Source organism: Cupriavidus sp. 01L46, assembly GCF_056399905.1.
Map to the genome: position 1 here is coordinate 1 of NZ_JBFTSF010000008.1, position 26983 is coordinate 26983.

General features: G+C 67.8%; 25 protein-coding genes and 2 pseudogenes. 14 read left to right on the plus strand and 13 right to left on the minus strand.

The annotated features are described in order from the left end of the window. The 5 genes and pseudogenes from AC1DS3_RS02750 to AC1DS3_RS02770 all read right to left on the minus strand — a co-directional run. Nucleotides 1–200 (minus strand): annotated as a pseudogene (locus tag AC1DS3_RS02750) (hypothetical protein); the annotation flags it as partial. Nucleotides 201–217: 17 nt separating this feature from the next. After that, on the minus strand, nt 218–1504 hold the full coding sequence (locus tag AC1DS3_RS02755; RefSeq protein ID WP_477126643.1) for an ABC transporter permease: 1287 nt from the start codon (nt 1502–1504) through the stop codon (nt 218–220). Beyond that, entirely contained in the window at nt 1501–2271 is a 771-nt protein-coding gene (locus tag AC1DS3_RS02760) for an ABC transporter ATP-binding protein (protein WP_441635525.1), read from the minus strand. The genes AC1DS3_RS02755 and AC1DS3_RS02760 overlap by 4 nt, the downstream gene beginning before the upstream one ends. Nucleotides 2272–2375: 104 nt before the next feature. After that, on the minus strand, nt 2376–2921 hold the full coding sequence (locus tag AC1DS3_RS02765) for a RidA family protein (RefSeq protein WP_477126644.1): 546 nt from the start codon (nt 2919–2921) through the stop codon (nt 2376–2378). 246 nt (nt 2922–3167) lie between these two features. Then, nucleotides 3168–4118: a LysR substrate-binding domain-containing protein gene (locus tag AC1DS3_RS02770; RefSeq protein ID WP_441635529.1), complete on the minus strand. Its 951-nt coding sequence runs from the start codon at nt 4116–4118 to the stop codon at nt 3168–3170. Nucleotides 4119–4291: 173 nt separating this feature from the next. Between AC1DS3_RS02770 and AC1DS3_RS02775 the strand changes: the two genes are divergently transcribed. The 11 genes from AC1DS3_RS02775 to AC1DS3_RS02825 all read left to right on the plus strand — a co-directional run bounded on the left by AC1DS3_RS02775 (nt 4292) and on the right by AC1DS3_RS02825 (nt 15208). After that, on the plus strand, nt 4292–5854 hold the full coding sequence (locus tag AC1DS3_RS02775) for a sugar ABC transporter ATP-binding protein (RefSeq protein WP_441635530.1): 1563 nt from the start codon (nt 4292–4294) through the stop codon (nt 5852–5854). Continuing rightward, a complete protein-coding gene (locus AC1DS3_RS02780; RefSeq protein ID WP_441635532.1) occupies nt 5841–6806 on the plus strand; it encodes an ABC transporter permease in 966 nt (321 codons plus the stop codon). The genes AC1DS3_RS02775 and AC1DS3_RS02780 overlap by 14 nt, the downstream gene beginning before the upstream one ends. A gap of 10 nt (nt 6807–6816) precedes the next feature. Then, a complete protein-coding gene (locus AC1DS3_RS02785; protein WP_477126645.1) occupies nt 6817–7827 on the plus strand; it encodes an ABC transporter permease in 1011 nt (336 codons plus the stop codon). Between the two features lie 43 nt (nt 7828–7870). Beyond that, a complete protein-coding gene (locus AC1DS3_RS02790) occupies nt 7871–8839 on the plus strand; it encodes a TMAO reductase system protein TorT (protein WP_477126646.1) in 969 nt (322 codons plus the stop codon). A 63-nt stretch (nt 8840–8902) separates the two neighbouring features. Continuing rightward, nucleotides 8903–9784 (plus strand): polysaccharide deacetylase family protein, encoded by an 882-nt coding sequence (locus AC1DS3_RS02795; protein WP_441635538.1) that lies wholly within the window; start codon nt 8903–8905, stop codon nt 9782–9784. Nucleotides 9785–9825: 41 nt separating this feature from the next. After that, nucleotides 9826–10641 carry an aspartate dehydrogenase gene (locus AC1DS3_RS02800; RefSeq protein ID WP_477126647.1) on the plus strand — a complete coding sequence of 272 codons (816 nt, stop codon included), beginning with the start codon at nt 9826–9828 and terminating at the stop codon, nt 10639–10641. A 21-nt stretch (nt 10642–10662) separates the two neighbouring features. Continuing rightward, the gene (locus AC1DS3_RS02805; RefSeq protein ID WP_477126648.1) at nt 10663–11448 is read left to right on the plus strand and encodes an SDR family oxidoreductase; all 786 of its coding nucleotides are present in this window, start codon (nt 10663–10665) and stop codon (nt 11446–11448) included. Nucleotides 11449–11477: 29 nt separating this feature from the next. Continuing rightward, entirely contained in the window at nt 11478–12173 is a 696-nt protein-coding gene (locus AC1DS3_RS02810) for an RraA family protein (protein ID WP_441635544.1), read from the plus strand. Beyond that, nucleotides 12166–12402 carry a hypothetical protein gene (locus tag AC1DS3_RS02815; protein WP_441635546.1) on the plus strand — a complete coding sequence of 79 codons (237 nt, stop codon included), beginning with the start codon at nt 12166–12168 and terminating at the stop codon, nt 12400–12402. Before AC1DS3_RS02810 ends, AC1DS3_RS02815 begins: the two co-directional genes overlap by 8 nt. Next, nucleotides 12399–13868 (plus strand): amidase, encoded by a 1470-nt coding sequence (locus AC1DS3_RS02820; protein ID WP_441635548.1) that lies wholly within the window; start codon nt 12399–12401, stop codon nt 13866–13868. Before AC1DS3_RS02815 ends, AC1DS3_RS02820 begins: the two co-directional genes overlap by 4 nt. A 110-nt stretch (nt 13869–13978) precedes the next feature. After that, complete coding sequence (locus tag AC1DS3_RS02825; RefSeq protein ID WP_441635550.1) at nt 13979–15208, plus strand: TetR/AcrR family transcriptional regulator; 1230 nt, start codon at nt 13979–13981, stop codon at nt 15206–15208. A 60-nt stretch (nt 15209–15268) separates the two neighbouring features. Here AC1DS3_RS02825 and AC1DS3_RS02830 read toward each other — a convergent pair whose 3' ends face one another. From AC1DS3_RS02830 to AC1DS3_RS02865, 8 genes and pseudogenes are all read right to left on the minus strand, one after another. Beyond that, on the minus strand, nt 15269–16300 hold the full coding sequence (locus tag AC1DS3_RS02830; protein ID WP_441635690.1) for an ABC transporter ATP-binding protein: 1032 nt from the start codon (nt 16298–16300) through the stop codon (nt 15269–15271). After that, nucleotides 16287–17270, minus strand: a complete 984-nt coding sequence (locus tag AC1DS3_RS02835) for an ABC transporter ATP-binding protein (RefSeq protein ID WP_441635552.1) — start codon at nt 17268–17270, stop codon at nt 16287–16289. The genes AC1DS3_RS02830 and AC1DS3_RS02835 overlap by 14 nt, the downstream gene beginning before the upstream one ends. Before the next feature lie 72 nt (nt 17271–17342). Next, nucleotides 17343–19019: an ABC transporter substrate-binding protein gene (locus tag AC1DS3_RS02840; protein ID WP_441635554.1), complete on the minus strand. Its 1677-nt coding sequence runs from the start codon at nt 19017–19019 to the stop codon at nt 17343–17345. A gap of 46 nt (nt 19020–19065) precedes the next feature. Next, nucleotides 19066–20010: an ABC transporter permease gene (locus AC1DS3_RS02845; RefSeq protein WP_441635556.1), complete on the minus strand. Its 945-nt coding sequence runs from the start codon at nt 20008–20010 to the stop codon at nt 19066–19068. Next, nucleotides 20010–20966 (minus strand): ABC transporter permease, encoded by a 957-nt coding sequence (locus AC1DS3_RS02850; protein ID WP_043356856.1) that lies wholly within the window; start codon nt 20964–20966, stop codon nt 20010–20012. Before AC1DS3_RS02850 ends, AC1DS3_RS02845 begins: the two co-directional genes overlap by 1 nt. Before the next feature lie 438 nt (nt 20967–21404). Next, complete coding sequence (locus AC1DS3_RS02855) at nt 21405–21923, minus strand: acyl-CoA dehydrogenase family protein (RefSeq protein ID WP_477126649.1); 519 nt, start codon at nt 21921–21923, stop codon at nt 21405–21407. A 79-nt stretch (nt 21924–22002) separates the two neighbouring features. Then, nucleotides 22003–22587: pseudogene (locus AC1DS3_RS02860) on the minus strand (acyl-CoA dehydrogenase family protein); the annotation flags it as partial. A gap of 20 nt (nt 22588–22607) precedes the next feature. After that, entirely contained in the window at nt 22608–23792 is a 1185-nt protein-coding gene (locus AC1DS3_RS02865; protein WP_441635559.1) for an acyl-CoA dehydrogenase family protein, read from the minus strand. Between the two features lie 241 nt (nt 23793–24033). Here AC1DS3_RS02865 and AC1DS3_RS02870 point away from each other — a divergent pair, with 241 nt between their 5' ends. From AC1DS3_RS02870 to AC1DS3_RS02880, 3 genes are read left to right on the plus strand one after another with little or no spacing between them, the layout of a single operon-like run. Further along, nucleotides 24034–24969 (plus strand): alpha/beta fold hydrolase, encoded by a 936-nt coding sequence (locus AC1DS3_RS02870; protein ID WP_441635560.1) that lies wholly within the window; start codon nt 24034–24036, stop codon nt 24967–24969. Beyond that, entirely contained in the window at nt 24966–25640 is a 675-nt protein-coding gene (locus tag AC1DS3_RS02875; protein WP_441635562.1) for an alpha/beta hydrolase, read from the plus strand. Before AC1DS3_RS02870 ends, AC1DS3_RS02875 begins: the two co-directional genes overlap by 4 nt. Next, on the plus strand, nt 25637–26974 hold the full coding sequence (locus AC1DS3_RS02880; RefSeq protein WP_441635563.1) for an MFS transporter: 1338 nt from the start codon (nt 25637–25639) through the stop codon (nt 26972–26974). The genes AC1DS3_RS02875 and AC1DS3_RS02880 overlap by 4 nt, the downstream gene beginning before the upstream one ends. Nucleotides 26975–26983: the final 9 nt, after the last annotated feature.

Sequence of the window (26983 nt, forward strand, 5' to 3'; positions counted from 1 at the left end):
GGCGCGGCGGGCGCGGCGGGCGCGGCGGGCGCGGCGGGCGCGGGTCGCAGCGCCTCGCCTATCGCATAGGCGGGCGGCTCGGCGGTGGCTGCATCCGCGTTGGCTTGCGGGGACGGCGGCCGGAAGACATACGCCGCGCCCGCCATGGCCACGCCGATGATGGTGAGCGCAAACGAGGCGCGTCGCACACGTGGGGTCATGCCTAGCGTCCGGGGCATCATGTGGTCGGCCTCAGCCCGTCGGCCAGGCTGAGGCGGTAAGCGCGCCACCCGGGCAGCAGGCTCACGCAGAAGCCGGCGGCCACTGCGGCGCCAAGCAGCGGCCACTCGCCCGGCGTGGGCCAGCCCGCTTGCAAGGCCACGCCGTACGTGGCTTCCAGATAGGGCCCAAGCCCCGCTGCCAGCGCGCTCAGCAACAGGAGCCCGAGCAGGGCGCCTGTGGCCATCACCACCAGCCCCTCCAGCGCCAGCATCGCCAGCAGGTCGCGCGGGCGGGCGCCGACGGCGCGCAAGATGGCCAGCTCGCGCCGCCGCTCGCCCAGCGCGGCAAGGATGGAGGACGCCAACCCCGCCAGCCCGACCACCACCACCAGCGCCGACACCAGCAGCATGGCGCGCTCGGCCACGCCGATGACCCGCCACAGCTCGTCCAGCGCCACGCCCGGCAGCACCGCCATCAGCGGCTCGTGCGGGTCTTCGGCAATCTCGCGCTGCACGGCAAACACCTGCGACCTCAGCTTCAGGCCGACCAGCACGCCCGTCACGCCTTGGGGCGCCAGGTCGAACTTGCGCACCTGCTCCGGCAGGATCGCCAGGCCCGGCAGCGGTACGCCGCCCTCCCAGCCGAGGTGGATGGCTTGCATGGCTTCCAGGCAAATATGCACGGTACGGTCCACCGGCGTGCCGGTGCGCGCGAGGATGCCGCTGACCACGAAGGGCTTGTCGGCATGTTCATGATGGCTGGCATGATCGGCTTGTGGGCCATMGTCAYCGCCCTCGCCATGGCTAAGCACGATGCGATCGCCCACGCGGTAGCCCAGCCGGCTCGCCACCTCGGCGCCAAGCACCGCATCGAACAGCGACGGGAAGATCCTGCCCTGCGCCAGTTCCAGCACACGGCGGTCCCCGTAGCGGTAGTGGGTGAAGTAGCTGGCCGTGGTCGCCAGCACCGGGAAGCCGCGGTGCGAGTCGCCCAGCGAGAGCGGAATGGTCCACGCCACCGCCGGATGCCGCGCCAGCCGCTCGGCGCTGTCCCAGCGCATGTTGTTGCTGGCCCCGCCAAGGTGGAACACGGTGTAGAGCATCAGCTGGACCGGGCTGGTGCGCGCGCCGACCACCAGGTCGGTGCCGGACACCGACTGCGCAAAACTCTCCCGCACCGCATGCCGGATACGCTCCACGCCCAGCAGCATGGCAACGGACAGGGCAATCGCCAGCAGCATCAGCAGCAGGTTGAAGCGGCGGTTCCACGCGCTGCGCGCCGCCATCGATAGCATCAGCGTCATGCCGGCTCCATCGCGTGGATCGCGTCCGTGGCGTCCGTGGCGTCGATCGCCGGCAGCGACAACCTCTGCGCGAAGCCCGCCGACAAGCGCTCGTCGTGGCTGACAAACACCAGGCTGGCGCCGGCGATGCCGCATTCGCGCCGCAGCAACGCCATGAAGGCCTGCTGGCGCGGCGCGTCCAGCGCGGAGGTGGGCTCATCGGCCAGCACCACCTGCGGGCAGCCGATCAGCGCGCGCGCCGCCGCCACGCGCTGCTGCTGGCCAACCGAGAGCTGGGTGACAGGGCGCTGCCACAGGGCCGGCGACAGGTCGAGCTGCCTGAGCAGCGCGTGCGCGGCGGCTTCCGGCGTCGCGCCTTGTGCCGCCGTACGCTCGCGCCGGGCGGGCGAGAAGCGGCAGGGCAGCAACACGTTGTCCACGACCGACAGGTACGGCAGCAAGTTGAACTGCTGGAAGACCAGGCCAACATGATCGGCGCGGAAGCGGTCGCGCTGCGAGGCCGACAACGCGCCGAGCACGGTGCCCAGCACGCGCACGGTGCCTTGCTGTGGCAGCAGCACGCCGGCCAGCATCGACAGCAAGGTGCTCTTGCCGCTGCCGCTGGGCCCGCACACGAACACCTGCTCGCCCGCGCCCAGCCGGAGCCGGTCAAGCCGCAGGCCAGGCGCGGCCTGCGCGGGCCAGGTGAATGCGATGTCCTGCAGGTCGATGACGGCGTCGCCGCTCGCCTTGCCGCCCTCGCCACGTTCGCCGATACCAGTCACCATTCAGAACCTCGCCAAGCATAATGCAACAGTGTTGCATTATGCTGTGACCTGGCAAAGGATGGCAAGCGGCCCGGGCCGCATCCACACCGCGACGGGCCTGGCGTCTACCTGGCCGGGCGCGCCGGCACGCGGCTCGCGGTGACCGTGACCTCGACCAGCCACCCCGGCGGCACCAGCCGCAACACTTCGGCGCGCGTACGCACTGGCACGCTGGGCTGCTTGCCGGTCCCGAAATATTGGTTATAGACATCCGAGAAACCAGTGAAATCCGGTTTGCCCGTGGCCGGGTCCGCCACGATCAGCGCCTGCATGGAGACGATGTCGCCCATCTGGTAGCCGCGGTCCTTGAGGATGCGCTCGATCTGACCGAGCACGTTGCGGGTCTGGGTCGCGGTGTCGCCATAGGAGGCCGCGGTATCGGGCGGCGCGGAGGCATTCGCCACCGTGGGCCCCACGCCGCTGAGCACGAGTTGCTCCGCGCTGGCGGKAATCTCGATCGCCTCGGCGAACTCGCGCGCCCAGGGCTCGGTCATGTGCGCCGGGTTGCGATGGCGGACGATCTGCTCGGCGGCGTTGGCCGTGGCGATGCAAAGTGCCGGAGCGACGAGGGTGGCGATGGAAATACACGAAAGCAAGCGTGTTGCGCGCATGGGGGGCCTGTCGGTAGATGCAAGCAAGGAGGATCCGGGCAACGCGGCGTTGCCTTGCCGGACCGTGCAAACGCGGGACGCGGGACGCAGAACACGAAACACTAAAGACCGAACCCGCTCGCGATTGTCACGACACCATGCTAGTAGCCGCCCCTGTGCGCGGACAAATGACTCCTTGCGCCGCATGCATGCCTTGAGGTCATACGTGGGTCCAACGACAGCGCCATCGACAGCGCCAACGACAGCTCAGATCGACGGCATCGCCGCCACCTCGGCGTGCAGCCAGGTGCGAAACGCCGCGATGGCGTAGTCGTCGGCCCGCTCCTTGCGGTACAGCAAGCAGTAGTCGCCGCCGCTGGTGATGCGCTCGCGCACCGGCACGGCCAACCTGCCGGAGGCGATCTCCTCGGCCACCAGCACATCAGGCACCAGCGCGATGCCGCGGCCTTCGATGGCGGCCCGCACCGACATGAAGAAATGCCCGAAATGCAGGGCCTGCGCGCCGGCCGCGTAGGGCACGTCCAGCGCGGCGAACCAGTCGGGCCACGCATGCGCGCGGGAGTCGGTGTGAATCAGCGGCAGCCGCGCCAGCGCGGCCGGGCTGGCGGGCAGCCGGCCTTTCACCAGCCCAGGCTTGCATACGGGCACCAGGCTGTCGGGAAACAGCGGCTCCGTGGCCACGCCCTTCCACTCGTCCGTCATCACCAGGTCGATGCGCGGCGCACCCTTGCGTGCCCGCTTGCCAGGCGGCTTGCCCACACGGATAGCCACGTCCACTTTGTCGCGATCGAACGAAACCGGATCGATCGACGTGATCAGCCGGATCTCGATAGCCTGGTGCGCCTGCGTGAAGTTGACCAGCCTCGGCATCAGCCAGGTGGACGCCAGCGTGGGCAGGATGCTGACCAGCAGGCTGCGCGAGTTCCTGGCCCCGGTGAGCTCGCGGGCAACGGTCTCGATCTGGTCGAGCGAGCGCGTCACCACGTCGAACAAGCGCGCGCCCTGCGGGGTGAGTTCGATGGCGCGCGTCAGGCGGTTGAACAGCTTGAGCCCGTAGTGCGTTTCCAGGTTCTTGATGTGCCGGCTGATCGCGCTCTGGGTCACGCACAGCTCGTCCGCGGCCAGCGTAAAACTCATGTGTCGCGCGGCGGCCTCGAAAGCGCGCAGCGAAACCAGCGGAGGAAGCGAACGTTTCATGCGGCACCTGGGGGGCGAGGGCGATGGACGCATAAGTATAAGTCATGCGTATGTGCAATCAAGTCGTTTGCTGAAAAGATCCGCGACGCCGAGTATTCCTCTCAGGCAAGAAAAAAAAGCATCTGCAAAAAACAAAGACCCAGACAAAAGACAACGCCAAAAAAGGAGCCCCCATGACAACCACACCCGGCGAGGAGCCCCCCCTGCTCTCGGTATCCGGTCTTTCCAAGCGATTTGGAGCGACCTGCGCATTGCGCGGCGCCGATCTCACCGTGCGCCCMGGCGAGGTGCATGCGTTGATGGGCGAAAATGGTGCAGGCAAGAGCACGCTGGTGAAGATGCTCGTCGGCGCGCTGCGCCCGGATACGGGCACCATCCTGCTGCGCGGCCAGCCGGTTGCCTTTGGCTCGGTGCGCGACGCCATCGCGGCCGGCGTGATTCCCGTGTACCAGCATGCCACCGTGTTCCCGGACCTGACGGTGGAACAAAACCTGCATGCGTTCGACGTGGCCCGGGCCGGCGCGCTGCACGCTGGTGCCCGCCTGCCGCTGCAATGCTATCTGGACACGGCGCGGCGCATCGGGCTGGAGCTCAACCCGCGCCAGCTGGTGTCCGGCCTGTCGATGGCCGAGCGGCAGTTGCTGGAGATCGCGCGCGGCGTGGCGCGCAAGTGCGAGGTGCTGATCCTCGACGAGCCGACCGCCGCGCTTAACGCGCATGAAGCCGACCGTCTGTTCGCCGCTGTCGCGCGCCTCAAGGACGAAGGCAAGGGCATCATCTTCATCAGCCACAAGCTGGGCGAGATCAAGCAGGTCTGCGACACCATCACCGTGCTGCGCGATGGCGTTACCGTGGTGGACGCGGCGCCGGTGGCCGCCATGACCCCGCATGAGATCGTCGAGGCCATGGTGGGGCCGGTGGCCGAGCGCCCCGCGCGCGCGCTCCCGGCCGTGGGCAACACGCGGCTGCGGGTCGAGGGCATCGCCTGCGGGGATCTGCTGCGCGACGTCACGCTGTCGGTGGGGCGAGGCGAGATCGTCGGGCTGGCTGGCCTGATCGGCTCGGGTGCAATCGAGCTGGGCGAAGTGCTGAGCGGAAGCCGGCCCCCTAGCGCCGGCACCATCCGGGTCGACGAGCTGGACCTGACGGCACTGTCGCGCCGGCGTTTCAAGCAAGGCGGCGTCGGGCTGATCCCGGCCGACCGCAGCAGCGACGGCATCTTCCCGGGGCTCAATTGCGCCGCCAACGCGGTAGCCTCCACCTACGCATCCATCTCGGATCATCTCTTCGTCTCCGATGCGATGGAGGTCGGCGCCAGCGAGCGCTTGTTCGCGTCGCTGCGGGTGCGCCCGGGCGATCCGGCCCTGGACGTCAGCGCGCTGAGCGGCGGCAACCAGCAAAAGCTGCTGGTGATCCGCAACCTGCTGCTGCCCGGGCTGAAGGTGCTGGTGGTGATCGAGCCCACGCGCGGGGTCGACGTGAACGCCCGCGAGGCCATCCACGATGCGCTGGTGGACGCGGCGCGCCGCGGCGCGTGCGTGATCGTGGCGTCCAGCGACATCGACGAGGTGGTGGCCTTGTCGCACCGTATCGTGGTGATGCGCCATGGCCGCATGGCCAGGGTGTTTGCGCGCGGGGTGGCGTTGCAGCAGGTGATTGCGTGCACCACCGGCGCCAGCGATTGCAATGACAGCCTGCAACCCACGCGCGAGGAGGCACATCATGGCCTGGCTTAGAAAGTGGCCGGCATCGGCCTGGGTCTGCCTGGCGCTGTTCGTGGTCTGCGTGATAGCGGTGCCGCGCTTTGGCACCAGCGGCAACATCTTCAATCTGGCGCGCGTGCTGGCGGTGCTGTTGCTGGTGGCCATCGGACAAGGCCTGGTGATCGTGGTGCGCGGGCTGGATTTCTCCGTGGGCTCCGGGGTGGCGCTGTTCAGCGTGGTGGCCGTGCTGAGCATGCCGGCCATCGGCGTGGGTGGCGCGTTTGCCGCCGGCGCGCTGGCGGTGCTGGCCCTGGGCGCGCTCAATGGCACGCTGGTTGGTGTCTTGCGCATCCCCGCCTTTCTCGCCACGCTCGGCACCATGATTGCGGTGCACGGCTTGTGCGGCGTGCTGGTGGGCGGCGTGCCGCTGGATGCCCCGACCAGCGTGGACTTCTCCGCGCTGGGCCGGGGACAGTGGCAGGGCCTGCCGTTGCCGCTGTGGCTGGCCGGCGCCGCGCTGCTGGTTGTGGGCGCGCTCACGCGCTACACAGCGCCGGGCCGCGAATGGTATCTGGTGGGCAGCAACCCGGAGGCCGCGCACCTGGCGGGCATCGCGGTGAAGCCGCGCGTGCTGCAGGCCTATCTGGCCAATGCCGTGCTGGTGGCRATAGCCGGCGCGGTGCTGACCTCGCGGCTCGGCTCGGGCCAGCCCAACCTCTATCCCAACCTGCCCTTCGAGGCGATCGCCGCGTGCGCCATCGGCGGCATTCCGCTCACCGGCGGCAAGGGCGGCCCGTTGCACGCGCTGTTTGGCTGCCTGATCCTGGCCATGGTGGGCAATGCGCTCGTGCTGGTCAATTTCCCCAGCTATATCCAGAGCGTCCTGCTTGGCGTGCTGATCCTCGCGGCCGTGCTGCTCCAGCAACTGCGCGGCCGCTCGCTGCGCGCACGCCCGCTGCCCAGCCTTCCCGCCAACGCCTCTTGAGCGCACGAACATGAACACGCAACGACTGATGTCCCTGCAGGCTCGCACCGGCGCCGCCCTGTCAGCTTTCTCGCCGCGCTCCGTGCCCGCGCTGCGCAAATCCACCGGCCTGTTTGCCTGCGCGGGCTTGTGGCTGGTGATGGGCGCGATCTCGCCCGGCTTCGCCACCTCGGACAACCTGGCCAACATCGTTTCGCAAAGTGCCGTGCTGCTGTTGCTCGCGCTCGGCCAGATGCTGGTGGTGGTCACGCGCGGCTTCGATATCTCGGTGGGYGCCGTGGCGGTGCTGTCGTCCATCGTGATCGCCCAGACCGTCGCGCAGTTCGGCGAAGTGCCCGCCATCCTGCTGGGCATGGGCGCCGGGCTGGCGGTGGGGCTCTGCAATGGCTACCTGATCGCCTGCCGCCGCATGGAGCCGATCGTCGTCACGCTGGGCGCGACGCTGATCGTGCGCGGGATATCGACCATCGTCTCCGGTGGCGTCGATGCGGTGCCGCTGCCACCCGGCACGGTGATCCAGTCGCTGGCCTACGCGGCATGGCTAGGTGTGCCGGCGATGGTGTGGCTGGCCGCACCGGTCGCGGCGCTGGCCTGGCTGCTGTGCGCGCGCCTGCCACTCGGGCGCTGGTTCTACATGATCGGCAGCCATCCCGATGCGGCTTTGCTGGTGGGGGTGCCCGTGCGCACCGCCGGCGTGCTGGCCTATGGACTGTGTGGCGCGCTGGCCGGGCTGGCGGCGGTGTTCCTGCTGGCGCGCAGCGGCGCAGCGGTCGCGGTCGACGGCGCGGGCATGGAGCTGCAAGCCATTGCCGCGTGCGTGATCGGCGGCGTGGCGCTTAGCGGCGGCAAGGGCGCCGTGTGGCAGGTCATGGTGGGCACCCTGTTCATCCAGGCGTTGCTCAACGGGCTGAACCTGCTCGGCAYCTCGCCCTTTGCCTCCGAGATCGTGCTGGGCGCGGTCATCGTATCCGCGGGCTTGCTCGAATACCTGATGCGCAGGGTGGGATCGCGCCAGGGCTGAACGCTTACCTTCACTGCAACGACATCGAACAGGAGCTTGAATCATGAAACGAATCAGCATTCCCCGGCTGCGGGCCGCCGTCGTCCTGGCAGGCGCCCTGCTGGCATGCGGGCCGGCCATGGCGCAGAAAGCGCTGACGATCGGCTACGCCACGCCGGACTTGTCATCGTCGTTCTGGATCTCCATGACCTACGGCGTGGAAGATGAAGCGAAGAAGCTCGGTGTTGCGCTGGTCAAGCTCAACGCCGGCGGCGATGCCAACGTCAACATCCAGATCTCGCAGCTGCAGGACCTCGTACAGCGCAAGGTCGATGGCATCGTCGTCGGCGCCACCAACGGCGATGCCATCCGCGGTGCGGTGGAGCATGCCATTGGCAAGGGCATCCCGGTGGTGGGGCTCTCCAGCGTGCCCAACAGCGACAAGCTCGCCTCCAGGATCAGCGCGGACCACTACGACATGGGCCGCCTGCAGGCACAGTGCCTTGGCAAGGCGCTCAACGGCAAGGGCGCGGTGGGCATGATCTCCCAGCAGCAAGGGCAGACCTGGGCCGACCTGCGGCGCCAGGGCTTCCTGGAAACCATCAAGGCGGAATACCCCGGCATCAAGGTGGTGGCGGAGTCGCGCAGCGCGGTCACGCGCAACGGCGCCATCAACCTGGTGGACGACTGGCTGCAACGCTTTCCGGAGCTCAACGGCATCTACTCCGCGGTGGATGACTCGGCGGCGGGCGCGGCGCTGGCGGTCAAGTCCGTCCACCGCGAGGGCGTCAAGATCAGTGCCTMCAACCTCAGCCCCACCGCGCAGCAGATGCTGCAGAACGGCGAGCTGGCCTGCTCGTCCGTGCAGCAGATCGTCACGCAGGGCCGCGAGGCGCTCAGRCAGGCCGTGGCCGCCGCCCGCAAGGAGGGCACGACAGCGGTGGTGCGCACGCCGTCCATCCTGGCCACGCGCGACAATCTCGCCACGCTCGATCTTTCCCTGGTGACCGCGCCGAAGGACTACCGTCCGTGACGCTGCGCCGCCATTCGATCCCGCCTTTCCCAAGCTCACGCATCCAGCCAGGTCAATAACGCCATGCTTGCTTCTCACGACAGATTTCCCTATTCGCCCATCGTCGACCGCCCGCAGTTCGACTGGCCCGGCGGCAAGCGCCTCGCGGTGCATCTGTGCCTGAACCTGGAGCACTTCGCCTACAACACCGGTGGCGGCATCTCCTATTCGCCCGGCATCCCGCACCCCAACACCTACAACTGGGGCTGGCGCGAGTACGGCAACCGGGTTGGCGTGTGGCGCATCATCGCGCTGTGCGACAAGCTCGGCATCCCGCTGTCGGTGCTGCTCAACGCCGAATGCTATGCGCACTGCCCGCAGGTGATCGACACGCTGCGCAAACGCGGCGACGAGATCCTTGGCCACGGCCGCACCAACTCGGAGCAGCAGAACAACTTCTCCGAAGCCGAGGAGCGCGAGCTGATCCGCGAGGTGACCGAGGCCATCGCCCACCACGAGGGGAAGCCGCCCGCGGGCTGGCTCAGCCCCGGCGTCAATCCCAGCAACGTCACGCCCGACCTGCTGCAAGAGGCCGGCTACCGCTACATCCTCGATTGGCCGATGGATGACCAGCCGGTGTGGATCAACACGCGCGGCGGCCGCCTGCTGAGCATTCCCTACCCGCACGAGGTCAACGATATCCCCGCCATCGCGCTGCACGATGCCACGGCGAGCGAGTTCGCCGACATCATCATCGACAACTTCGACGAGATGCTGGAGCAAAGCGTGGAGCAGCCGCTCGTCTATGGCATCTCCATCCACGCCTTCCTGATCGGCCAGCCCTACCGGCTGCGGCAGTTCCGCCGGGCGATGGAGCACATCGTGCGCCATCGCGACCAGATCTGGCTGACCACCACGGGCGCCATCGCGCAGCACTACATCGGCCTGCCGGCGCAAGACGCCTGAGCCAGGCCAAACAACAAGTTCATCAAACAGGAGATCACACAATGTCATTCGACAAAGAACTGCGGGTCGGCATCGCCGGGCTCGGCGCGGTCGGCAAGAAGCTCGTCAAGCAACTCGATGCCGGCGTCTTCGGCCTGCGGCTGACGGCAGTGGCAGTGCGCGACAAGGAAAAGGCGGCGCAAGCGCTGCAAGGCCTGCGCAACGAGGTGGCCATCGTCGGCCTTGGCGAGCTGGCCGGCCTGGCGGACGTGGTGATCGAATGCGCGCCGGCGGAACTCGTCGGCGAGATCGCCGAGCCGGTGCTGCGCGCGGGCAAGACCATGATCGTGCTGAGCTGCGGGGCGCTGCTTGAGCGCATGGACCTGGTGGACCTGGCGCGCGAGCACGGCGGCMAGATCATCGTGCCGACCGGCGCGTTGCTGGGCCTGGATGCGGTGACGGCGGCATCGGAGGGCGTCATCCACTCCGTGCGCATGATCACGCGCAAGCCGGTGCGCGGCCTGGTTGGGGCGCCGTTCCTGGTGKAGAACAACATCAACATCGACGACGTGACGGCGCCGATCCAGATCTTCTCCGGCACCGCCCGCGAGGCTGCCAAGGGCTTCCCCGCCAACCTCAACGTGGTGGTTGCGCTGGCGCTGGCCGGCGTCGGCCCGGACAAGACCCACCTGGAAATCTGGGCGGACCCGGCGCTGACGCGCAACACCCACGAGATCGTGGTGGATTCCGATGCCGCGTCGTTCTCCATGAGCATCCAGAACATTCCCACGGAAAACCCCAAGACCGGGCGTATCACGGCGCAGAGCGTGCTGGCCGTATTGCGCAAGCTGCGCAGCCCGCTGCGCGTGGGCACCTGAAAACCATCAAGGAGCGACAACATGGATCTAGGCATCAAGGGGCGCGTCGCGCTGGTCATGTCAGCGGGCGGCGGGCTGGGCTCGGCCATCGCGCTGGCGCTCGCGGCGGAAGGCGCCGTGGTTGCCGTATCGGACCAGAACCAGGAGGCACTGGACGATACGGTGGCCCGCATCCGCGCAGCCGGCGGGCAAGCCTGCGGCGTGCGCGCCGATCTTGCCGACCTGGCGAGCGTGACGGCCATGGTGGAGCAGGTCAGGAGCACGCTGGGCGACCCGGACATCCTGGTCAACAACTCGGGCGGCCCGCCCCCTTCCACGGCCGCGCAAGTCGCGCCGGAGCAGTGGCGCAAGCAGTTCGAATCGATGGTGCTGTCGCTGATGCATCTCACGGACCTGTTGCTGCCCGCCATGAAGCGCAAGGGCTGGGGCCGCATCATCACCAGCACCTCGTCCGGCGTGATCGCGCCCATTCCCAACCTGGGCATGTCCAACACGCTGCGCATGGCGTTGCTGGGCTGGTCGAAGACGCTGGCTAACGAGGTAGCCGCCCACGGCATCTGCGTCAACGTGGTGCTGCCCGGGCGCATCGCCACGGACCGCATCSGCGCGCTGGACGAAGCCCGCGCCGGGCGCGAGGGCAAGACCTATGAAGACATCGTGGCGGCCAGCACCGGGGTGATTCCCGCCGGGCGCTACGGCCGGCCCGAGGAGTACGGCGACGTGGTGGCCTTCCTGGCCAGCGAGCGCGCCGCCTTTGTCACCGGCTCCGTCGTGCGCGTCGACGGCGGCATGATCCCGAGCATCTGAGTAGCACTTATCTCCCGAGGAAGCACAGCATGGAAACCACCCACGTAGCCCGCAGCGCCACCGAGCGCGAGACGATCCGCCAGCGATTCCTGCTGGTCGATACCTCCAACGTTGCCGACGTGCTCGACACGCTCGGCCTGTTCGACCAGGGCCTCTCGTCCGCCTTTACGCCGTTCCCCGCCAATGGCGGCAAGCTGGCCGGCTGGGCCTACACCATCCGTGGCCAGATGTCGCCGTACGCGCTCGGCGGCGACCCGGACAAGATGAAGGCCTGCGCGGGCGTGTCCGCCGGCGATGTCACGGTCTGGAGCGGCGACGGCGAAGGCGTCTGCTACTTCGGCGAGCTGATCGCCATTGGCATGAAGGAGCGCGGCTGCGTTGGCTCGCTGATCGATGGCGGCATTCGCGATATCCGCTGGATCGCCGAGCAAGCGTTCCCGGTGTTCGCGCGCTACCGCACGCCGGTGCAGTCGATTGCCCGCTGGAAAGTCAACGGATGGCAGGTGCCGGTGAGCATCCGCGGCGCGACCTCGCAATGGGTGCAGGTGCGCCCGGGCGACTTCGTGCTGGGCGACGAAGACGGCGTGCTGGTGATCCCGCACGAAGTGCTGGACACCGTGCTGCTCGAGGCGGAGCGCCTGACCGAGCAGGAGCGCAGCATCCGCGTGGAACTGCAGCAAGGGCTCAGCCTGGCCGATGCGCTGGCCAAGTACGGGCATGTCTGAGCTAGCGCCATTGGCAGCATTGGCAGCCCTGGCGGCGCAGGTGATGCAGCGCGCGGCGGATCTCCGGCTGCGGCTGGATGACCGCCGCTGCGGCGAGATCGCAGCAGCGGCMGCGCCGGTGCTGCAAGCCGTTCGTGCCTTCCCGGTGGGCGACGCGGAGTTCGCAGCGCAGCCACAGCCGTACACGTACTGGCTGCGGCAGTGCGCCACCGCGCTAGGAGCACGATGACCGACCCCACCCTCCTGAGCGTTGCCGAGCTACGCATGGCGCTGGCCCACCGGCGCCTGTCGCCCTCCACGCTGGTGCAAGCCTGCCTGCGGCGGGCCGCAGCGGCGCACGCCGCCACGCATTGCTTTGCCGCGCTGGACGACGCAGGCGCGCTCGCCCGCGCCATCGAACTGGAGACGCACAGCGTGGCCGGCGCTGCCCAGGCGCCCCTCTGGGGCATCCCGTTCGCGCATAAGGACGTGCTGGCCGACCCCGCCCGGCCGCCGCGCGCGGGCTCCTTGTTCGACGACCTGATTGACGACCTGGTCGACGGCCTGGTCGACGATCCTGCGGCGGCCCGAAGGCCGGCGGCCGTGCTCGAAGCCCTGCACCTGTCCGGCGCGATCGGCCTGGGCGCCACCGCGCTCGACGAGCTCAGCTACGGTGCCACCGGCCTGAACGATCACTACGGCCACTGCCGCAACCCGTGGGATGCGCGCTGCATCACCGGCGGCTCGTCGGGCGGCGCGGCGGCGGCGGTCGCGGCGCGCGCGGTGCCGTTCGCCATCGCGGCGGACACCGGTGGCTCGATCCGCATTCCGGCATCGATGTGCGGGGTGGTTGGCCTGAAGCCCACTTGGGGCCGCATCGCCACGCGTGGCGCAGTCCCGCTGTCGCCGTCACAGGACACGCTCGGCATCATCGCCCGGACCGCCAGGGATTGCGCGGCGGTGCTCGACGCGCTGGATCCTGCGGCGGTGCGGGCCACCACGTTCGAACGCCTCAGCGGCCTCCGCAGCCCGCTGGCAGGCCTGCGCATCGGCGTTGCCCGGCACCCGTTCTTCGAGGTAGCGCATGACGACGGCGCCTCGGTGATTGCCGGCGCCTTGCTAGCGTTCGAATCGCTGGGCGCCAGCTTGCATGACCAGACCGTGCCCGGCGTCGAGGCCTGCGATGCCGCGGCTACCGTGGTKACGTGGCGCGAAGCGATAGCGCTCCACGGCCAGCGCCTGCGTAGCCACGCGGATCGCCTGGCCCGTGCCACGCGGCTGCGGCTGGAGACGGCGCTGGCGGCCAGCCCCGACGATTACGCGCGCGCCCTGGCCTACCGGCCGCTGGCGCTGCGCAGGTTTGTCGATCACGTCTTCTCGGCGTGCGATGTGCTGGTGGCGCCTAGCGTTGCCGTGCCAACGCCGCGCATCGCCTCCGTGGCGCACGACGCCGCACAAGCGGTGCGCGTGACCACCTCGCTACTGCGGGCCAACCGCTGCATCAGCTATCTCGGCCTGCCTGCCGTGTCGCTGCCGGTGGGGTTCACCCCCGACGGCCTTCCCGTGGGCTTGCAGCTGATCGGCAGGCCTTGGGCCGAAGGTACCCTGCTTGACGCCTGCGCCGCATTCCAGCAAGCCACCAGCTGGCACTGTATCGAGCCCGTGCTCAATGGCCTGGAAGCGGGCGGCATCGCGGCGGAGCCGGACAACGGGTAAGCCTCTGAAAAGGCAAAGCGGCGCGATGGTAGACTCGGCACAGCCCCAAAACCGCGCAGGCCACCTCTATAATCCGCGCTCCCGGCCAACCATCGCAGATATCTCGCCTCATGCTCAAGGAAACAGCGGAAGCCCGCCCGACACGCCGGTACGTGGAGAAACGCGAGGCGATCCTCGATGCCGCTGCCCGGCTGTTCAACCGCAAGGGCTTGCGCGGCGCCACGCTCTCGGACGTGGCGCAGGAAGTCGGCCTGAGCACCAACAGCATCACCTACTACTACCGCAAGAAGGAAGACCTCGTGGTGGCGTGCCTGATGCGCACCATCGACGAAATCGCGGGCATCGCCGACGCTACGGCCGACGAGCCGCTGCCGCAGGCCAGGGTGCGCCGCTTCATTGCGCTTTTCTTCCAGCGGCTGGCCCTGACGGCAACGGGCGAGCGCCCCGAGCTGATGAGCTTTCGCGAGATCCGCTCGCTGCCCGACACCCACGCGGACGTCGCCTTCGCGGCCTACACGGACATGTTCCGGCGCATCCGCAAGCTGTTGCGCAGCGACACCCCCAAGGACCCCGCGCAACGCAGCGCCCTGAGCGCGGCGGCGCACCTGCTGCTGTCGCTGACCAGCGGCGCGATGACATGGGTGGAACGCTATGAGCCGGAGGACTATCCGAAGGTGGCGGATACCGTCGTGGATATCCTGCTCAACGGCTTTGCGTCACCGTCATCGCGATGGGACGGCGCCCCTGCCGCGACACCGCCGATCCCGCTGGCCGAGACCACCCAGGAAGCCTTCCTGCGCGCCGCCACGGAACTGCTCAACGAACTGGGCTATCGGGGCGCTTCCGCCGATCGCATCTCCGCGCGGCTGAATCTCACCAAGGGGGCCTTCTATCACCACAACGAGAACAAGGACGACCTGATCTCGGCCTGCTTCGACCGCATGTTCGCGGTGATACGCGATGCGCAGTCGCGGGTGGAGGACGGCCCGGGCACCGGCTGGGACAAGCTGTGCGCGATCGCGCGCGCGCTGGTCAGCTATCAGTTTTCCAGCCAGGGACCGTTGCTGCGGCTGACTATCTACGGCGCGCTGCCCGAGGAGATGCGCAAGGAGAAGATGCTGACGATGAACCGGCTATCGGCGCGGTTTGCGCGGTTCCTGGTGCAAGGGATGCAGGACGGGTCGATCCGGGCGCTGGATCAGTCGATTGCTTCGTTGCAGGTGAACGGGATGATCAATGCCGCGGTGGAGTTGCGGCGGTGGGTGCCGGATGCATCCGGGGAGAATGCGGCGGATCTGTTTATCCGGCCTTTGTTCCTGGGGATATTTTCAGGGCAGTGAGCGCCAGGATTCGCTTTGATGTGCTTTGATGTGCTGACGCCTGGCGCCCCGCTTCCCGTGTCAGCCCTCCAGATGGCAAGCCACCATCTGCCCATCCCCCCGCTCCCTGAGCACCGGATCCTCCACCCTGCAGCGCTGCGTTGCCTGCGCGCAGCGCGGGTGAAAGCGGCAGCCGGACGGCGGGTGCAGCGGACTTGGCACTTCGCCCTTGAGCACGATGCGCTCGCGCTTTTCCTCGGCTTCGACGCTGGCTACCGGCACGGCGGACAGCAGCGCCTTGGTGTAGGGATGCCGGGGATTTGCATATAGCTCGTCGCGCCTGGCGATCTCCACGATGCGCCCGAGGTACATCACGGCGATGCGGTCGCTGATGTGGCGCACCACGGCCAGGTCGTGCGCAATGAAGATATAGGTCAGCCCGAGCCGCCGCTGCAGTTCCATGAACACATTGACCACCTGCGCCTGGATCGATACGTCCAGCGCGGAGACGGGTTCATCGCAAACGATCAGGCTGGGCTCGACCGCCAGCGCGCGGGCAATGCCGATGCGCTGGCGCTGGCCGCCGGAGAACTCGTGCGGGTAGCGGTCCGCCATATAGGGCAGCAGGCCGACCATCTGCAGCAGCTCGGCGATGCGGGCGCGATAGCGCTCGCGGTCGTTGGCCATGCCGTGCACTTCGAGCGGCTCGCCGATGATGTCGCAGACCTTCATGCGCGGGTTCAGCGATCCGAACGGATCCTGGTAGACCATTTGCACGCTGCGGCGGAAGTTTTTCTCCTGCGCTTTGCTGAAGGTGGCGAAGTCGTCGCCGTCAAAGGCGATCCGCCCGCCACTGGCGGCCAGCATCTTGATGATGGCGAGCCCGGTCGTGGACTTGCCGCAGCCGCTTTCGCCGACCAGACCCAATGTCTCGCCGCGCCTGAGCGTGAACGATACGCCGTCCACCGCCTTGACCGAGCCCACCTGCCGCTTGATGAAGACGCCCTGGGTCACAGGGAAATGCACCTTGAGGTTCTCGACGCGCAGGATCTCGTCGCCGATCTTGCCGTGCTGGCGCGCGGCGGGCACTGCCCGCGCTTCAGTGGTGGTCATGGTCATGGAAGAAGCATGCCTTGAAGTGATTCGGGCGCACGGCACGCAGCGCGGGGCGCGACAGGCCGCATTGATCGGTGGCGAGCTGGCACCGCGGCATGAAGGCGCACCCTGGCGGCAGCGCGGTGAGGTCAGGCGGCTGGCCGTCGATCGGCACCAGCGGCTGGCGGGTATCGCCGTCGATGCGTGGCACCGAGGCCATCAGCCCGCTCGTGTAAGGGTGCGCGGGATGGCCATAGAGCTCGCGCGCGGTGGCGGTCTCGACCATGCGGCCGCCGTACATCACGGCCACGCGATCGGCATAGCGGGCCACCACGCCCAGGTCGTGCGTGATGAGCACCAGCGCCGTGCCGGACTGGCTGGCCAGGTCCTTGAGCAGGTCGAGGATCTGCGCTTGCACCGTGACGTCGAGCGCGGTGGTGGGTTCGTCCGCAATGATCAGCTGCGGCTTGCAGGCCAGCGCCATGGCGATCATGGCGCGCTGGCGCATGCCACCCGAGAACTGGTGCGGATAGGCGCCCAGCCGGCTCTGCGGCTCGGGGATCTGCACCTTGCCAAGCAGCTCGCCGGCGATGCCCAGGGCGGTCTTCCACGGCATGCCCTGGTGCAGGTTGATCGGCTCTGCGATCTGCTTGCCCACGGTGAGCGCCGGGTTCATCGACGACATCGGCTCCTGGAAGATCATCGCGATCCGGTTGCCGCGGATCGCACGCATTTTTGCCGGGCTGAGCTTGAGCAGGTCCTGCCCGTCAAAGCGGATCTCGCCCGATTCGATGCGGCCCGCCGGGCTGGGAATCAGGCCAAGGATAGATAGCGCGGTCACGCTCTTTCCGGAGCCRGACTCGCCAACGATGGCCAGGGTCTCGCCGGGGGCGACATCGAACGAGACCTGGTCCACCGCCGTGACCACGCCCCGGTCGGTGCGAAAGCGCGTGGTCAGCTGGTTCACCTGCAAGATGGGCTGCGTCATGCGGGCCTCCTTGAAAGGGACGGGCTAGGGACAGGTGTGGGACAAGCATGGAGCAAGGTGGGAGTAACGAAATCAGAACCCCATCTTCTTCTTCATGTCCTGGTCGACCCACATCCGTGCATAGATCGGGCCGGGACGGACCGCGCCCGCGCGCAGCTCGGCGTTGTAGTTCTTCACCCAGGGCCACCACGCGGTGTACACGTAAGGGGTCGGCAACCAGACATACGGCGCATCCGCGAGCACATCGCGGGTCAGCGAGCGCAAGGCCTCTTGGCGGCGGCCGAGGTCGCGCATCTGGAAGGCCTCGTTGACGCGCTGCTCGTACTTGGCGTCGCCCCACTGCGCGGCGTTCCAGACCTGGCCCTTCACGAAGCTCTTGCGGATCGTGGTGGTGGGGTTGGTATGACCGTTGCTCATCAGGTAGCCGGGCGCATTGGTCTTGGTGGTCATGGCCGACAGGAACGCGCCGTACTCCATCGGCTGGATCTCGATGCGCACGCCAACCTGTTCCAGGTAGGCGCCGATCAGCGGCAGCAGCTCCAGGTGCTCCGGCTGGCAGGCGCATACCTGCACCTTGAAAGTGAAGCCCTTCGCGTAGCCCGCCTCGGCCAGCAGCTTGCGTGCCTTGTCCGGGTTGTAGGTAAACAGCTCCTTCACCGAGTCCGGCATGGCGCTCAGCGGCTCGAAGTAGCCGGCGTAGTCCGGATGCTGCGGGTAGGCGAACAGTTCGGCATTGCCGCCATAGAACTGCTTGACGATCTCCTGCTTGTTGACCGCCATGTTCAGCGCGCGCCGCACGCGCAGGTCGTTGAACGGCTTGGTATCGACGCGCAGCGCCACGTACTGGCCGTTGGTCGACAGCCAGCGCGACCACTTGAGCGCCGGTGCGTTCTTCTTGAGCTCATCGACCGCGGTCCAGCGGATAGACTCGAGCACATCCAGCTTGCCGGTGCGCAGCATGGTGTTGCGGGTGGACTCGTCCTTGACCGTGCGCAGCACGACCTTATCGACGAAGGGCAGCTTGTAGTCCTTGCCGGCGATCTTGTCGCTATCCCAGTATTGCTCGTTCTTCGTGTAAGTGCTGGCGGTGCCCTGGACGAAGTTGCTCAGCAGGAACGGCCCGCTGCCGTTCACGTTCTTCCAGTTGCCGGCCCCGGCGGCCGCCACTTCCTTGGGCATGATGCCGGAGTAGTAGCCCCAGCCGAAGCGGTAATCCCATTCGGCGTTGAACTCCTTGAAGCGGAAGACCACGGTGTACTTGTCCGTTGCCTCCACCTTGTTGAGGTGGTCGTAATACGTGGGGATCTTCTTGGCGCTGGTGTTCTGGCGGTTGTAGCTGAAGACCACGTCGTCGGCCACCAGTTCGCGCTCTTCCATCACACCCGCCTTGGCGGGAAATTTCACGCCCTTGCGCAGCTTGACTTCTAGCGTCAGCGGGTCGACCCACTTCCAGCTCTCGGCCAGCTCGCCGCGAATCGCATCCTCCGGCAGCCACGCATCGGCCTGGAACGGATACTTGCCGCCATTGCGCCTGGCCTTGGAAAGGTCGGCGACGAAAAGCTGTTCGTAGACCTGGCCGGTGTCGTAGTTCTGCTTCCAGTTCCAGTCCGCCAGGTCCCACGACAGGGCGGAGATGGTGGGATACATGGAGCCGATCTCGAGATTGCCGCCGTACTTCGGCGCTTCGGCCTGCGCGCAGGCAGCGCCCGCGGCAAGCGCCAGCGCCACGCCTGCCACCACTGAAGACATTGTCCGGTTCAAGCCGCGTCCCTCCATCGTCATCCTCCGTTGTTGGTTAGCGCGATCCGCGCATGCGCGGGTCGAGCAGGTCACGTAGCGCGTCGCCGTAGACGTTGATGGCATAGACGACGACGGTGAGGCAGATGCCGGGGGCCAAGGCCAGCCAGGGCCCCTGGAACATGAAGGTGCGGCCGTTGCCCGAGAGCATGCCGCCCCAGGTCGGCGCGGGCGGCGGCACGCCCAGCCCGAGGAAGGACAGGCCGGACTCGGCCAGGATCGCGGTGCCCACGCGCGTGGTGAACAGCACGATGATGGGCGGCAGCACGTTGGGCAGGATATGGCGCCAGAGGATGCGGCCGGTCGATGCGCCCATGGACTGCGCGGCATGCACATACATGTGCTCGCGCACCGAGACCACCGCGCTGCGGATGATGCGCGAGCCGCCCACGCCCAGCAGCAGGCCCAGCGTGCCGATGATCTGCCAGCTGCCCGGGCCGAGCACGGACACCACCACGATCAGGATCACCAGGTCGGGAAAGCTCATCCACGCATCCACCATGCGCTGCACGATCAGGTCGAACTTGCCGCCGAGGTAGCCGCTCAGGATGCCGATCAGCACCGAGATGGCGGTGGCCAGCGTGGCGGCCGACAGCCCGATGATGACCGAGAGCTGCGCGCCGTACAGGCAGCGCGAGAGCATGTCGCGCCCGAGGTTGTCGGTGCCGAAGGGGTGCGCCCACGAAGGCGGCTGCAGCCGCTTCATCATGCTGATCTCGTTGACGCCATACGGCGCCAGCCAGTCGGCAAAGACGCCGCAGAACAGGAAGATCATGCAGATCACCGCGCCGGCGGCGCCTAGCGGCTTCTCGCGGAACAGGCGGCCCACCAGGGCGCAGGCTGACCCGAGCCGGCCGGGGCCGGACTTGGGCTGCGCGGCATGGGCGGCATGAGAGGCTTGCGCCGTCTTGAGCGCCGGGGCGTTTGCGATTGGACGTGCCATCAGCGATGCCTCACTTTCGGGTCGAACAGCCCGTAGCTCAGGTCCACGAGCAGGTTGATGAGCATGACCGCCACCCCAACCACCAGGAACACGCCGGTGATCACGGGATAGTCCCGCTGGTTCACGGCGTCCAGCAGGAGCAGCCCCATGCCCGGCAGCGCAAAGATCTGCTCGATCACCACTGCCCCACCGATCAGCAGCGGCGCTTGCAGGCCGATCAGCGTCACCACCGGGATCAGCGCGTTGCGCAGCGCATGGCGCAGGATCACCAGGCGCTCGTTCAAGCCCTTGGCCCAGGCCGTGCGGATGTAGTCCTGGCGCAGCACCTCCAGCATCATCGTGCGCGTCATGCGCATGGTGATGGCCGACAGCGCCATGCCAAGGATGATGGCAGGCACCAGCATGTTGCTGATGTGCTGGAGCGGGTCTTCCAGGAAGGGAACGTAGCGCACCTCGGGCGACCAGCCCCACCACACGGAAGGAAACACCATGATCATCGTGCCCATCCAGAAGCTGGGCACCGCCAGCATCAGGATGGAAAACGAGCGCGCCACGTAGTCGGCCGCGGTGTCCTGCCGGATCGCCGAGAGCACGCCCACGGGCAGCGCAACCGACAGCGCCACGAACAGCGCAAGCGCGCCCAGCGAGAAGGTGGCGGGCATGCGCGCCAGCACCATCTTCAGCACCGGCTCACCCTGCCACAGCGACTGGCCGAGATCCCCGTGCAACACGATGTTGCCGATCCAGTGGACGTACTGGAACCACATCGGCTGGTCCAGGCCCAGCGCGCGGATCAGGTCCTCGCGGCTCTTGGTGTCGGCGCTGATGTCGTTCTGGCTCAGCATCAGGTCGACCACGTCGCCCGGCACCATGCGTACGATCACAAAGACGATCAGGCTGGCAAACAGCAGCGTGGGCAGCAGCGCCAGCAGGCGGCGCAGGATGTAGGCACTCATGGCGCGCCCGCTTCCGTGACGCCCGGCCAGGCCGCGCCGCGCGCCCTGAAAAAAGATACCGTATATACGATAATGAATGCCGCCCCGACCATGCCGTCTCCTGTTCGGTGCTTCGCGTGATCGCCTGACGCACCGGACAATCATCGCTTGACGCGTAAATCAAGCGATATCTGGCGCGAGCCAGGGGTACACCCCTGGGAGACTTCCACCGAGCTGCTGTTTGTGCAGATAGCCCATTCAGCATACCCAGAGTTCTAATCCATGACAACCGAACTGACCCCTGAATGCCTAGTGGATTTACCTAGGTCGGCGCTGCCGTTGCGGGCCGCTTGTGCGGCGCAAACGCGCGGCCCGCAACGCGAGGGCGAGCGCAGGCCCCACGCCTGCGCGTGGACGGCCTGCAAAGACGGTTGAGGATGGTGCGTTGCGGCGCGCCGCTCAGTAGCCGCGCAAGGCCGCCCAGCGCTGGGTGTGGAAGTTGGTGTCGCCGAGCAGGATCTGCGCGGCGCAGGCGCGCTTCATGTAGAAACCGATCTCGAACTCGTCGGTCATGCCAATGCCGCCGTGCATCTGCACGCCCTCTTGCACCGCGAGCATCGCCGTGGCGCCGGCGCGCGCCTTGGCGGCGGATACCAGCGCGACTGGCTGCGCCGGGCCGCCGTCGAGCAGTTGCTGGCTGCGCAGCACCGCCGCGCGCGTGATTTCGATCTCGCTGAACAAGTGGGCGGCGCGATGCTGCAGCGCCTGGAACTCGCCGATGATCTTGCCGAACTGCTTGCGCTCCTTCAGGTATTGCAGCGTGCGCCCGAAGGCTTCGTCGGCGATGCCAACCAGCTCGGACGCCAGCGCCGCGCGGGCGATATCGAGCGCGTGCTCAAGCATGGCCGCGCCGCCACCGGTCTCGCCCAGCACCGCGTCCGCCGCCACGCGCACATCCCGGAACTGCACGCGCGGCATTGCGGGCGTCCGCCATCACAGTGCGCTCCACGGCAACGCCATCGGCGCCGCGCGGCACCAGGAAGAGCGTGACGCCATCGCGGTCGCTGGCGTTGCCGCTGGTGCGGCCCACCACGATCAGCGTATCGGCGACATGCCCGTCGATGACGAAGACCTTGGCGCCATTGAGCACGAACCCGCCGTCCTGCTGCACGGCGGCGAGCGCCTGGCGCTCCGGGCGGTGCGCCGCGCCCTCGTCGATCGCCAGCGCGGTCAGGTGCTCGCCGGCCGCGATGGCGGGCAGGAAATGCGCCTTCTGCGCGGMGCTGCCGCCCCGCGAAATCAGCGAAGCGCCCAGCAAGGCGGTGGAGAAAAACGGCGTGGGGGCCAGCGTGCGGCCAAGCGCTTCCATCAGGACGCCCGCCTCCACCACGCCGAGCTCGCTGCCACCGTACTGCTCGGGGATCAGCACGCCGGCAAAGCCCAGCTCGGCAAACTCCCGCCAGAGGGCGGGCGAGAAGCCCGTGTCGTCCCGCGTGTCGCGCAGCTTGCGCAGCATCGGGATGGGTGCGCTTTCGCGCAGGAATGCCAGGGCGCTGTCCCGCAGCATCTCCTGGGTCTGATTCAATACGATAGCCATGGTCGGTCTCTGTCGGTCTCTAAGAGGCTGTAGGCCTCTAAGCATTCTGGCGTGGAGTCAGGGCGTCAGGCGCCGGGCAGGCCGAGCAAGCGCTTGGCGACAATGTTGAGCTGCACTTCGCTCGTGCCGCCCTCGATCGAGTTGGCCTTGCTGCGCAGCCAGCCGCGCGCGGTGGCGCCGTCGTTGCTGCGCTCGCTCTCCCACTCCAGGGCCTCGCTGCCACCAATCGACATCAGCAGCTCATAGCGCCGCTTGTTCAGCTCCGACCCGTAGTACTTCAGCACCGACGAGAACGCGGCAATGCCCTCGCCCTGCCGGGCCAGGTCCAGTGCGCGCTCACCCGCCAAGGCGAACGCCGCTTCATCGATCTCGAAGGTGGCGATCTGCGCGCGCAGCATGGGCGCGTCGACTTCGCCGCGCTCGTTCTGGCCGAGCGTGTCGCGCGCCAGCTTGCCCATTGGCGGGCGCTGGCCGCGCCCGCCAATGCCGCTGATCATTTCGCGCTCAAAGGTCAGCAGGTACTTGGCGATGGCCCAGCCGCCGTTTTGCTCGCCCACCAGGTTGGCGCGCGGCACCACCACATCGTCAAAGAAAGTCTCGCAGAACGGCGACTTGCCGGAGATCAGCACGATGGGCCGCGCGGTGACGCCCGGCGTTTCCATGTCGAACAGCAAGAAGCTGATGCCGGTGTGCTTCTGCGCCGAAAAGTCGGTACGCACCAGGCAGAAGATCCAGTCCGCCTTGTCGGCGTACGAAGTCCACACCTTCTGGCCGTTGACGACAAAGTGATCGTCGCGCTCGTCCGCGCGTGTTTGCAGCGAGGCCAGGTCCGACCCGGCATTGGGCTCCGAATACCCCTGGCACCAGCGGATCTCGCCGCGGGCGATCCTGGGCAGATGCTCGCGCTTCTGCGCCTCCGAGCCAAACCGGAGCAAGGCCGGGCCAAGCATCCAGATGCCAAAGCTTTGCAACGGCACACGGCAGCCAAGCGCTTGCATTTCCTGACGCAGCACCTTGGCGTGCTCGCGGGAGAGGCCGCCGCCGCCATACTCGCGCGGCCACTCCGGCACCGTCCAGCCCTTCTCCCCCATGCGCGCGAGCCAGAGCCGCTGCGCCTCGGACTGGAAGCGGAACTTGCGCCCGCCCCAGCAGATGTCATCTTCGTTGCGCACGGGCTGCCGCATTTCGGGCGGGCATTGCGCTTCCAGCCAGGCACGTACCTCCTGCCGGAAGGTTTCCAGGTCATCCACGCTTGTCTCCTGTTTTTATGGCTTGTCTTGTTTTGATTTGGATTCGTTATATAAGCCCGACCCCGCAACATCAATACTCCATTTCCTAAAACTGAGATGCAGCATGCCAAAGCACCCCATCATTGCTCACAAGCATGCATTTTCCACCAATGTGATAGCATTCCCGGAAACATACCGTAACCACTAAACCGGAAAGCACACCAAGCCGGTCCGCGCCCGTGTGGCGCAACCAGGAGACAATGTGGAGGCTGAAGCCAGCAGCGCGCCGCGCTGTGCCATCCCTGCCTTTCCCGGTGCCCGGGCGCCGGATCGCTCGCGCACCGTCAGCGCCGACGGCATCCGCATCGCCGTCCATGAGTGGGGCGCAATCGACGCCACGCCGGTCCTGCTGGTGCATGGCGCCATGGATTTCGCGCGGACCTTCGATGTCTTCGCGCCGCTGCTGGCCGATGCCGGCTACCGCGTGGTGTCTTACGACCAGCGTGGCCACGGCGACTCCGAGCATGCCGACCTGTACAGCTGGGTTGCGGACGAGCGGGACCTGCTGGCAGTGGCCGACTCGGTCACGCGCGAGCCGCTGATCGCAATCGGCCATAGCAAGGGCGGCTCGCTGCTGGTGCATGCGATCCAGGCGCTGCCGCACCGGTTCACCCGCTTCGTCGCCATCGATGGCCTGCCCTTTCGCAATCCGCACGCGGACAGCGCCGTGCGCGACAAGAAATCGATGACCGCGCCCATCATCACGCGCTGGCTCGATACGCGCCGGCAAAGCCCGGGCCTCGCACGCAAGCCCGGCACCCTTGAAGAACTCGCCCGGCGGCGCGCCCGGATGAACCCGCGGCTGGCCCATGCGTGGCTGTGCTACCTGGCCGCGCTCGGCGCGCGGCAGGATGCGGACGGCTGGCGCTGGAAACTCGACCCGGTGATCGGCTCCTCCGGCTTTGGCCCCATGCGCGCGCGCTGGATGACCGACCGCCTGCCGGGCTTTCCCATTCCCATGCTGGCCATCTTCGGCACGGAGCGCGAGCCGATGGGGTGGGATGTCACCGCGGCCGACCTGGCGCCATACTTTCCGCCCTCGACCCAGGTGCAGGTGATGGCCGACACCGGGCACTTCATCCATATCGAGCGGCCGCACGAGACCGCGCAACGCATCCTGCCCTTCCTCCGTTCATGACCCTCTACCTGCGCCACAACCGCCTGCGCCTTGCCCTGCATCCGCTCAAGACCGGCAGCGGGCCCGCGCTGCTGTTGCTGCACGGGCTGGGCGAGCGATCGCCGGACATATTACCGGCCGAGTACGCCGGCTGGCCCGGCACGGTGCACGCGCTGGATTTCACCGGGCACGGGCTCTCGGACATTCCGCGCGGCGGCGGCTACAGCTGCGAGTTCTTGATGGCGGATGCGGATATCGCACTGGCGCACCTGGGCCCGTCGACCGTGGCGGGGCGCGGGCTGGGCGGCTATATCGCCTTGCTGCTGGCCGGCGCGCGCCCGGAGCAAGTGCGCGGCGCCATCCTGCGCGACGGCCCCGGCCTGGCCGGTGGCGGCACCGCCGCACGCAATCCGTACATCCCGGTGGTGGATACCACGCGCGCCGGCCCGCCCGACCCGTACGCCATCGCCGACCTGGCAACTGACGTGCGCCCGCCGAGCTACGCGGCCAACTACGCGATGCTGGCCGCGCAGCACTCTGACACGCCGCAGCCGGTCTCCGTGTGCACGCGCGAGCGCCCGGACTGGCTGAAGGCGGTGACGGAACTGCTCTCGCTGGAGCAGGTCGAGCTGGACCGGGCGCTGCGACACTACGCGGCGCAAGCGGCGATGCGTGGAGACGCTCAGGCATGAAAGCGGAACTCGCCGCGCAGGCCGCTCCTGGAAAAAATGCCGGACATGGCGATGCGCACGCACAGGCGGAGGACAGCTTCCGCGCCCACGTACAGCAGCACCTGCCACGCAACGCGCGCGCCTACCTGATCCACGGCATGCTGGGCATGACCGGCTTCCGGCTGGTGACCGCCCCCACCTTCGTGCCGGCCTATATCTACCTGCTGTCCGGCTCCAAGCTGGTGGTGGGGTGCGTGCTTGGCGCGCAGTACGCCGGCATGGCGATGTCCTCCATCTGGGGCGCCACGCAGATCGAGCATCGCCAGCGCGTGATGCCGCTGATCTACCTGGTGGGCTGGCTGGTGCGCCTGCAGATCCTCGGCCTGGGCTTGTCCGCCTTCCTGCTCTCGGGCGACGGCGCGCTGGCCGCCGCCGCCGGCTTCCTGCTGCTGTTCGGCCTGTTCAACGGCGTGCAGAACGTCACCTTCAACTACCTCACCTCCAAGATCATTCCGCTGGAGCGGCGAGGCGCGCTGAGCGCGTTCCGCAATTTCCTCGGCGGGCTGATCGCGGCGGCGGTAGCCTATCTGGGCGGCCGCTTCCTGGTTGGCGGCAATGTGTTCGGCAATGGCTACGCCACCACCTTCCTCTCCGCCTTCGTGCTTACCAGCCTGGGCATCTCCGCGCTGACCCGCATGCGCGAGCCGGTGCTGCACGATGTGCGCGTGCAGTCGGGCTTTCGCCAGCGCCTGCGCGAAGTGCCGGCGCTGCTGCGTGCGGACAAGCACTACGTGCGCTTCTTCGTGGCCCGCGCGCTGGTGGCGTTCAGCATGATGGCGGTGCCGTTCTATGCCATCTACGTTGGCAGCCATCTGCCGCTCTCGGGCGCCACGCTGGGCTACCTGAGCATTGCCTACCTGCTGGCGCAGACCACCAGCAACCTGATCTGGGGCCGCCTGGCCGACCGCCACGGCTATCGGCTGGTGTTCCTGTGCAGCATCGGGCTGTGGGTGCTGTCCACCGCCGCGCTGCTGCTCTGCGATGGCCTGGGCGCATTCCTGCTGGTGTTCTGCGGGCTGGGCGCCAGCTTTGGCGGCTACTTCCTGTCCGCGGACAATTTTGCGCTGGAGTTCGGCAACCGGCGCGACCGCCCGATGCTGCTGGCCGTGTCCGATACGGCCACCTACACGATGATGGCGTGCGGGCCGATCCTCGGCGGCCTGCTGGCGCAGGGGGTGCGCTTCTCGCTGGTGTTTGTCGCGGCCATGGTGGTCATGAGCATCGCCTTTGCGCTCGCCCTGCGGGTGGAGGAGCCGCGCCGCCGCCCGCGGCCGCAGCGCGAGGGCAACACATAGCGCCAACGT

Excerpts from the sequence above, each read along its gene's own strand:
- AC1DS3_RS02760 (WP_441635525.1), bottom strand. The coding sequence starts at position 2,271 with ATGGTGACTGGTATCGGCGAACGTGGCGAGGGCGGCAAGGCGAGCGGC.
- AC1DS3_RS02770 (WP_441635529.1), bottom strand. The coding sequence starts at position 4,118 with ATGAAACGTTCGCTTCCTCCGCTGGTTTCGCTGCGCGCTTTCGAGGCC.
- AC1DS3_RS02795 (WP_441635538.1), top strand. The coding sequence starts at position 8,903 with ATGCTTGCTTCTCACGACAGATTTCCCTATTCGCCCATCGTCGACCGC.
- AC1DS3_RS02810 (WP_441635544.1), top strand. The coding sequence starts at position 11,478 with ATGGAAACCACCCACGTAGCCCGCAGCGCCACCGAGCGCGAGACGATC.
- AC1DS3_RS02825 (WP_441635550.1), top strand. The coding sequence starts at position 13,979 with ATGCTCAAGGAAACAGCGGAAGCCCGCCCGACACGCCGGTACGTGGAG.
- AC1DS3_RS02830 (WP_441635690.1), bottom strand. The coding sequence starts at position 16,300 with ATGACCACCACTGAAGCGCGGGCAGTGCCCGCCGCGCGCCAGCACGGC.
- AC1DS3_RS02840 (WP_441635554.1), bottom strand. The coding sequence starts at position 19,019 with ATGTCTTCAGTGGTGGCAGGCGTGGCGCTGGCGCTTGCCGCGGGCGCT.
- AC1DS3_RS02845 (WP_441635556.1), bottom strand. The coding sequence starts at position 20,010 with ATGGCACGTCCAATCGCAAACGCCCCGGCGCTCAAGACGGCGCAAGCC.
- AC1DS3_RS02850 (WP_043356856.1), bottom strand. The coding sequence starts at position 20,966 with ATGAGTGCCTACATCCTGCGCCGCCTGCTGGCGCTGCTGCCCACGCTG.
- AC1DS3_RS02855 (WP_477126649.1), bottom strand. The coding sequence starts at position 21,923 with ATGCCGCGCGTGCAGTTCCGGGATGTGCGCGTGGCGGCGGACGCGGTG.
- AC1DS3_RS02875 (WP_441635562.1), top strand. The coding sequence starts at position 24,966 with ATGACCCTCTACCTGCGCCACAACCGCCTGCGCCTTGCCCTGCATCCG.
- AC1DS3_RS02880 (WP_441635563.1), top strand. The coding sequence starts at position 25,637 with ATGAAAGCGGAACTCGCCGCGCAGGCCGCTCCTGGAAAAAATGCCGGA.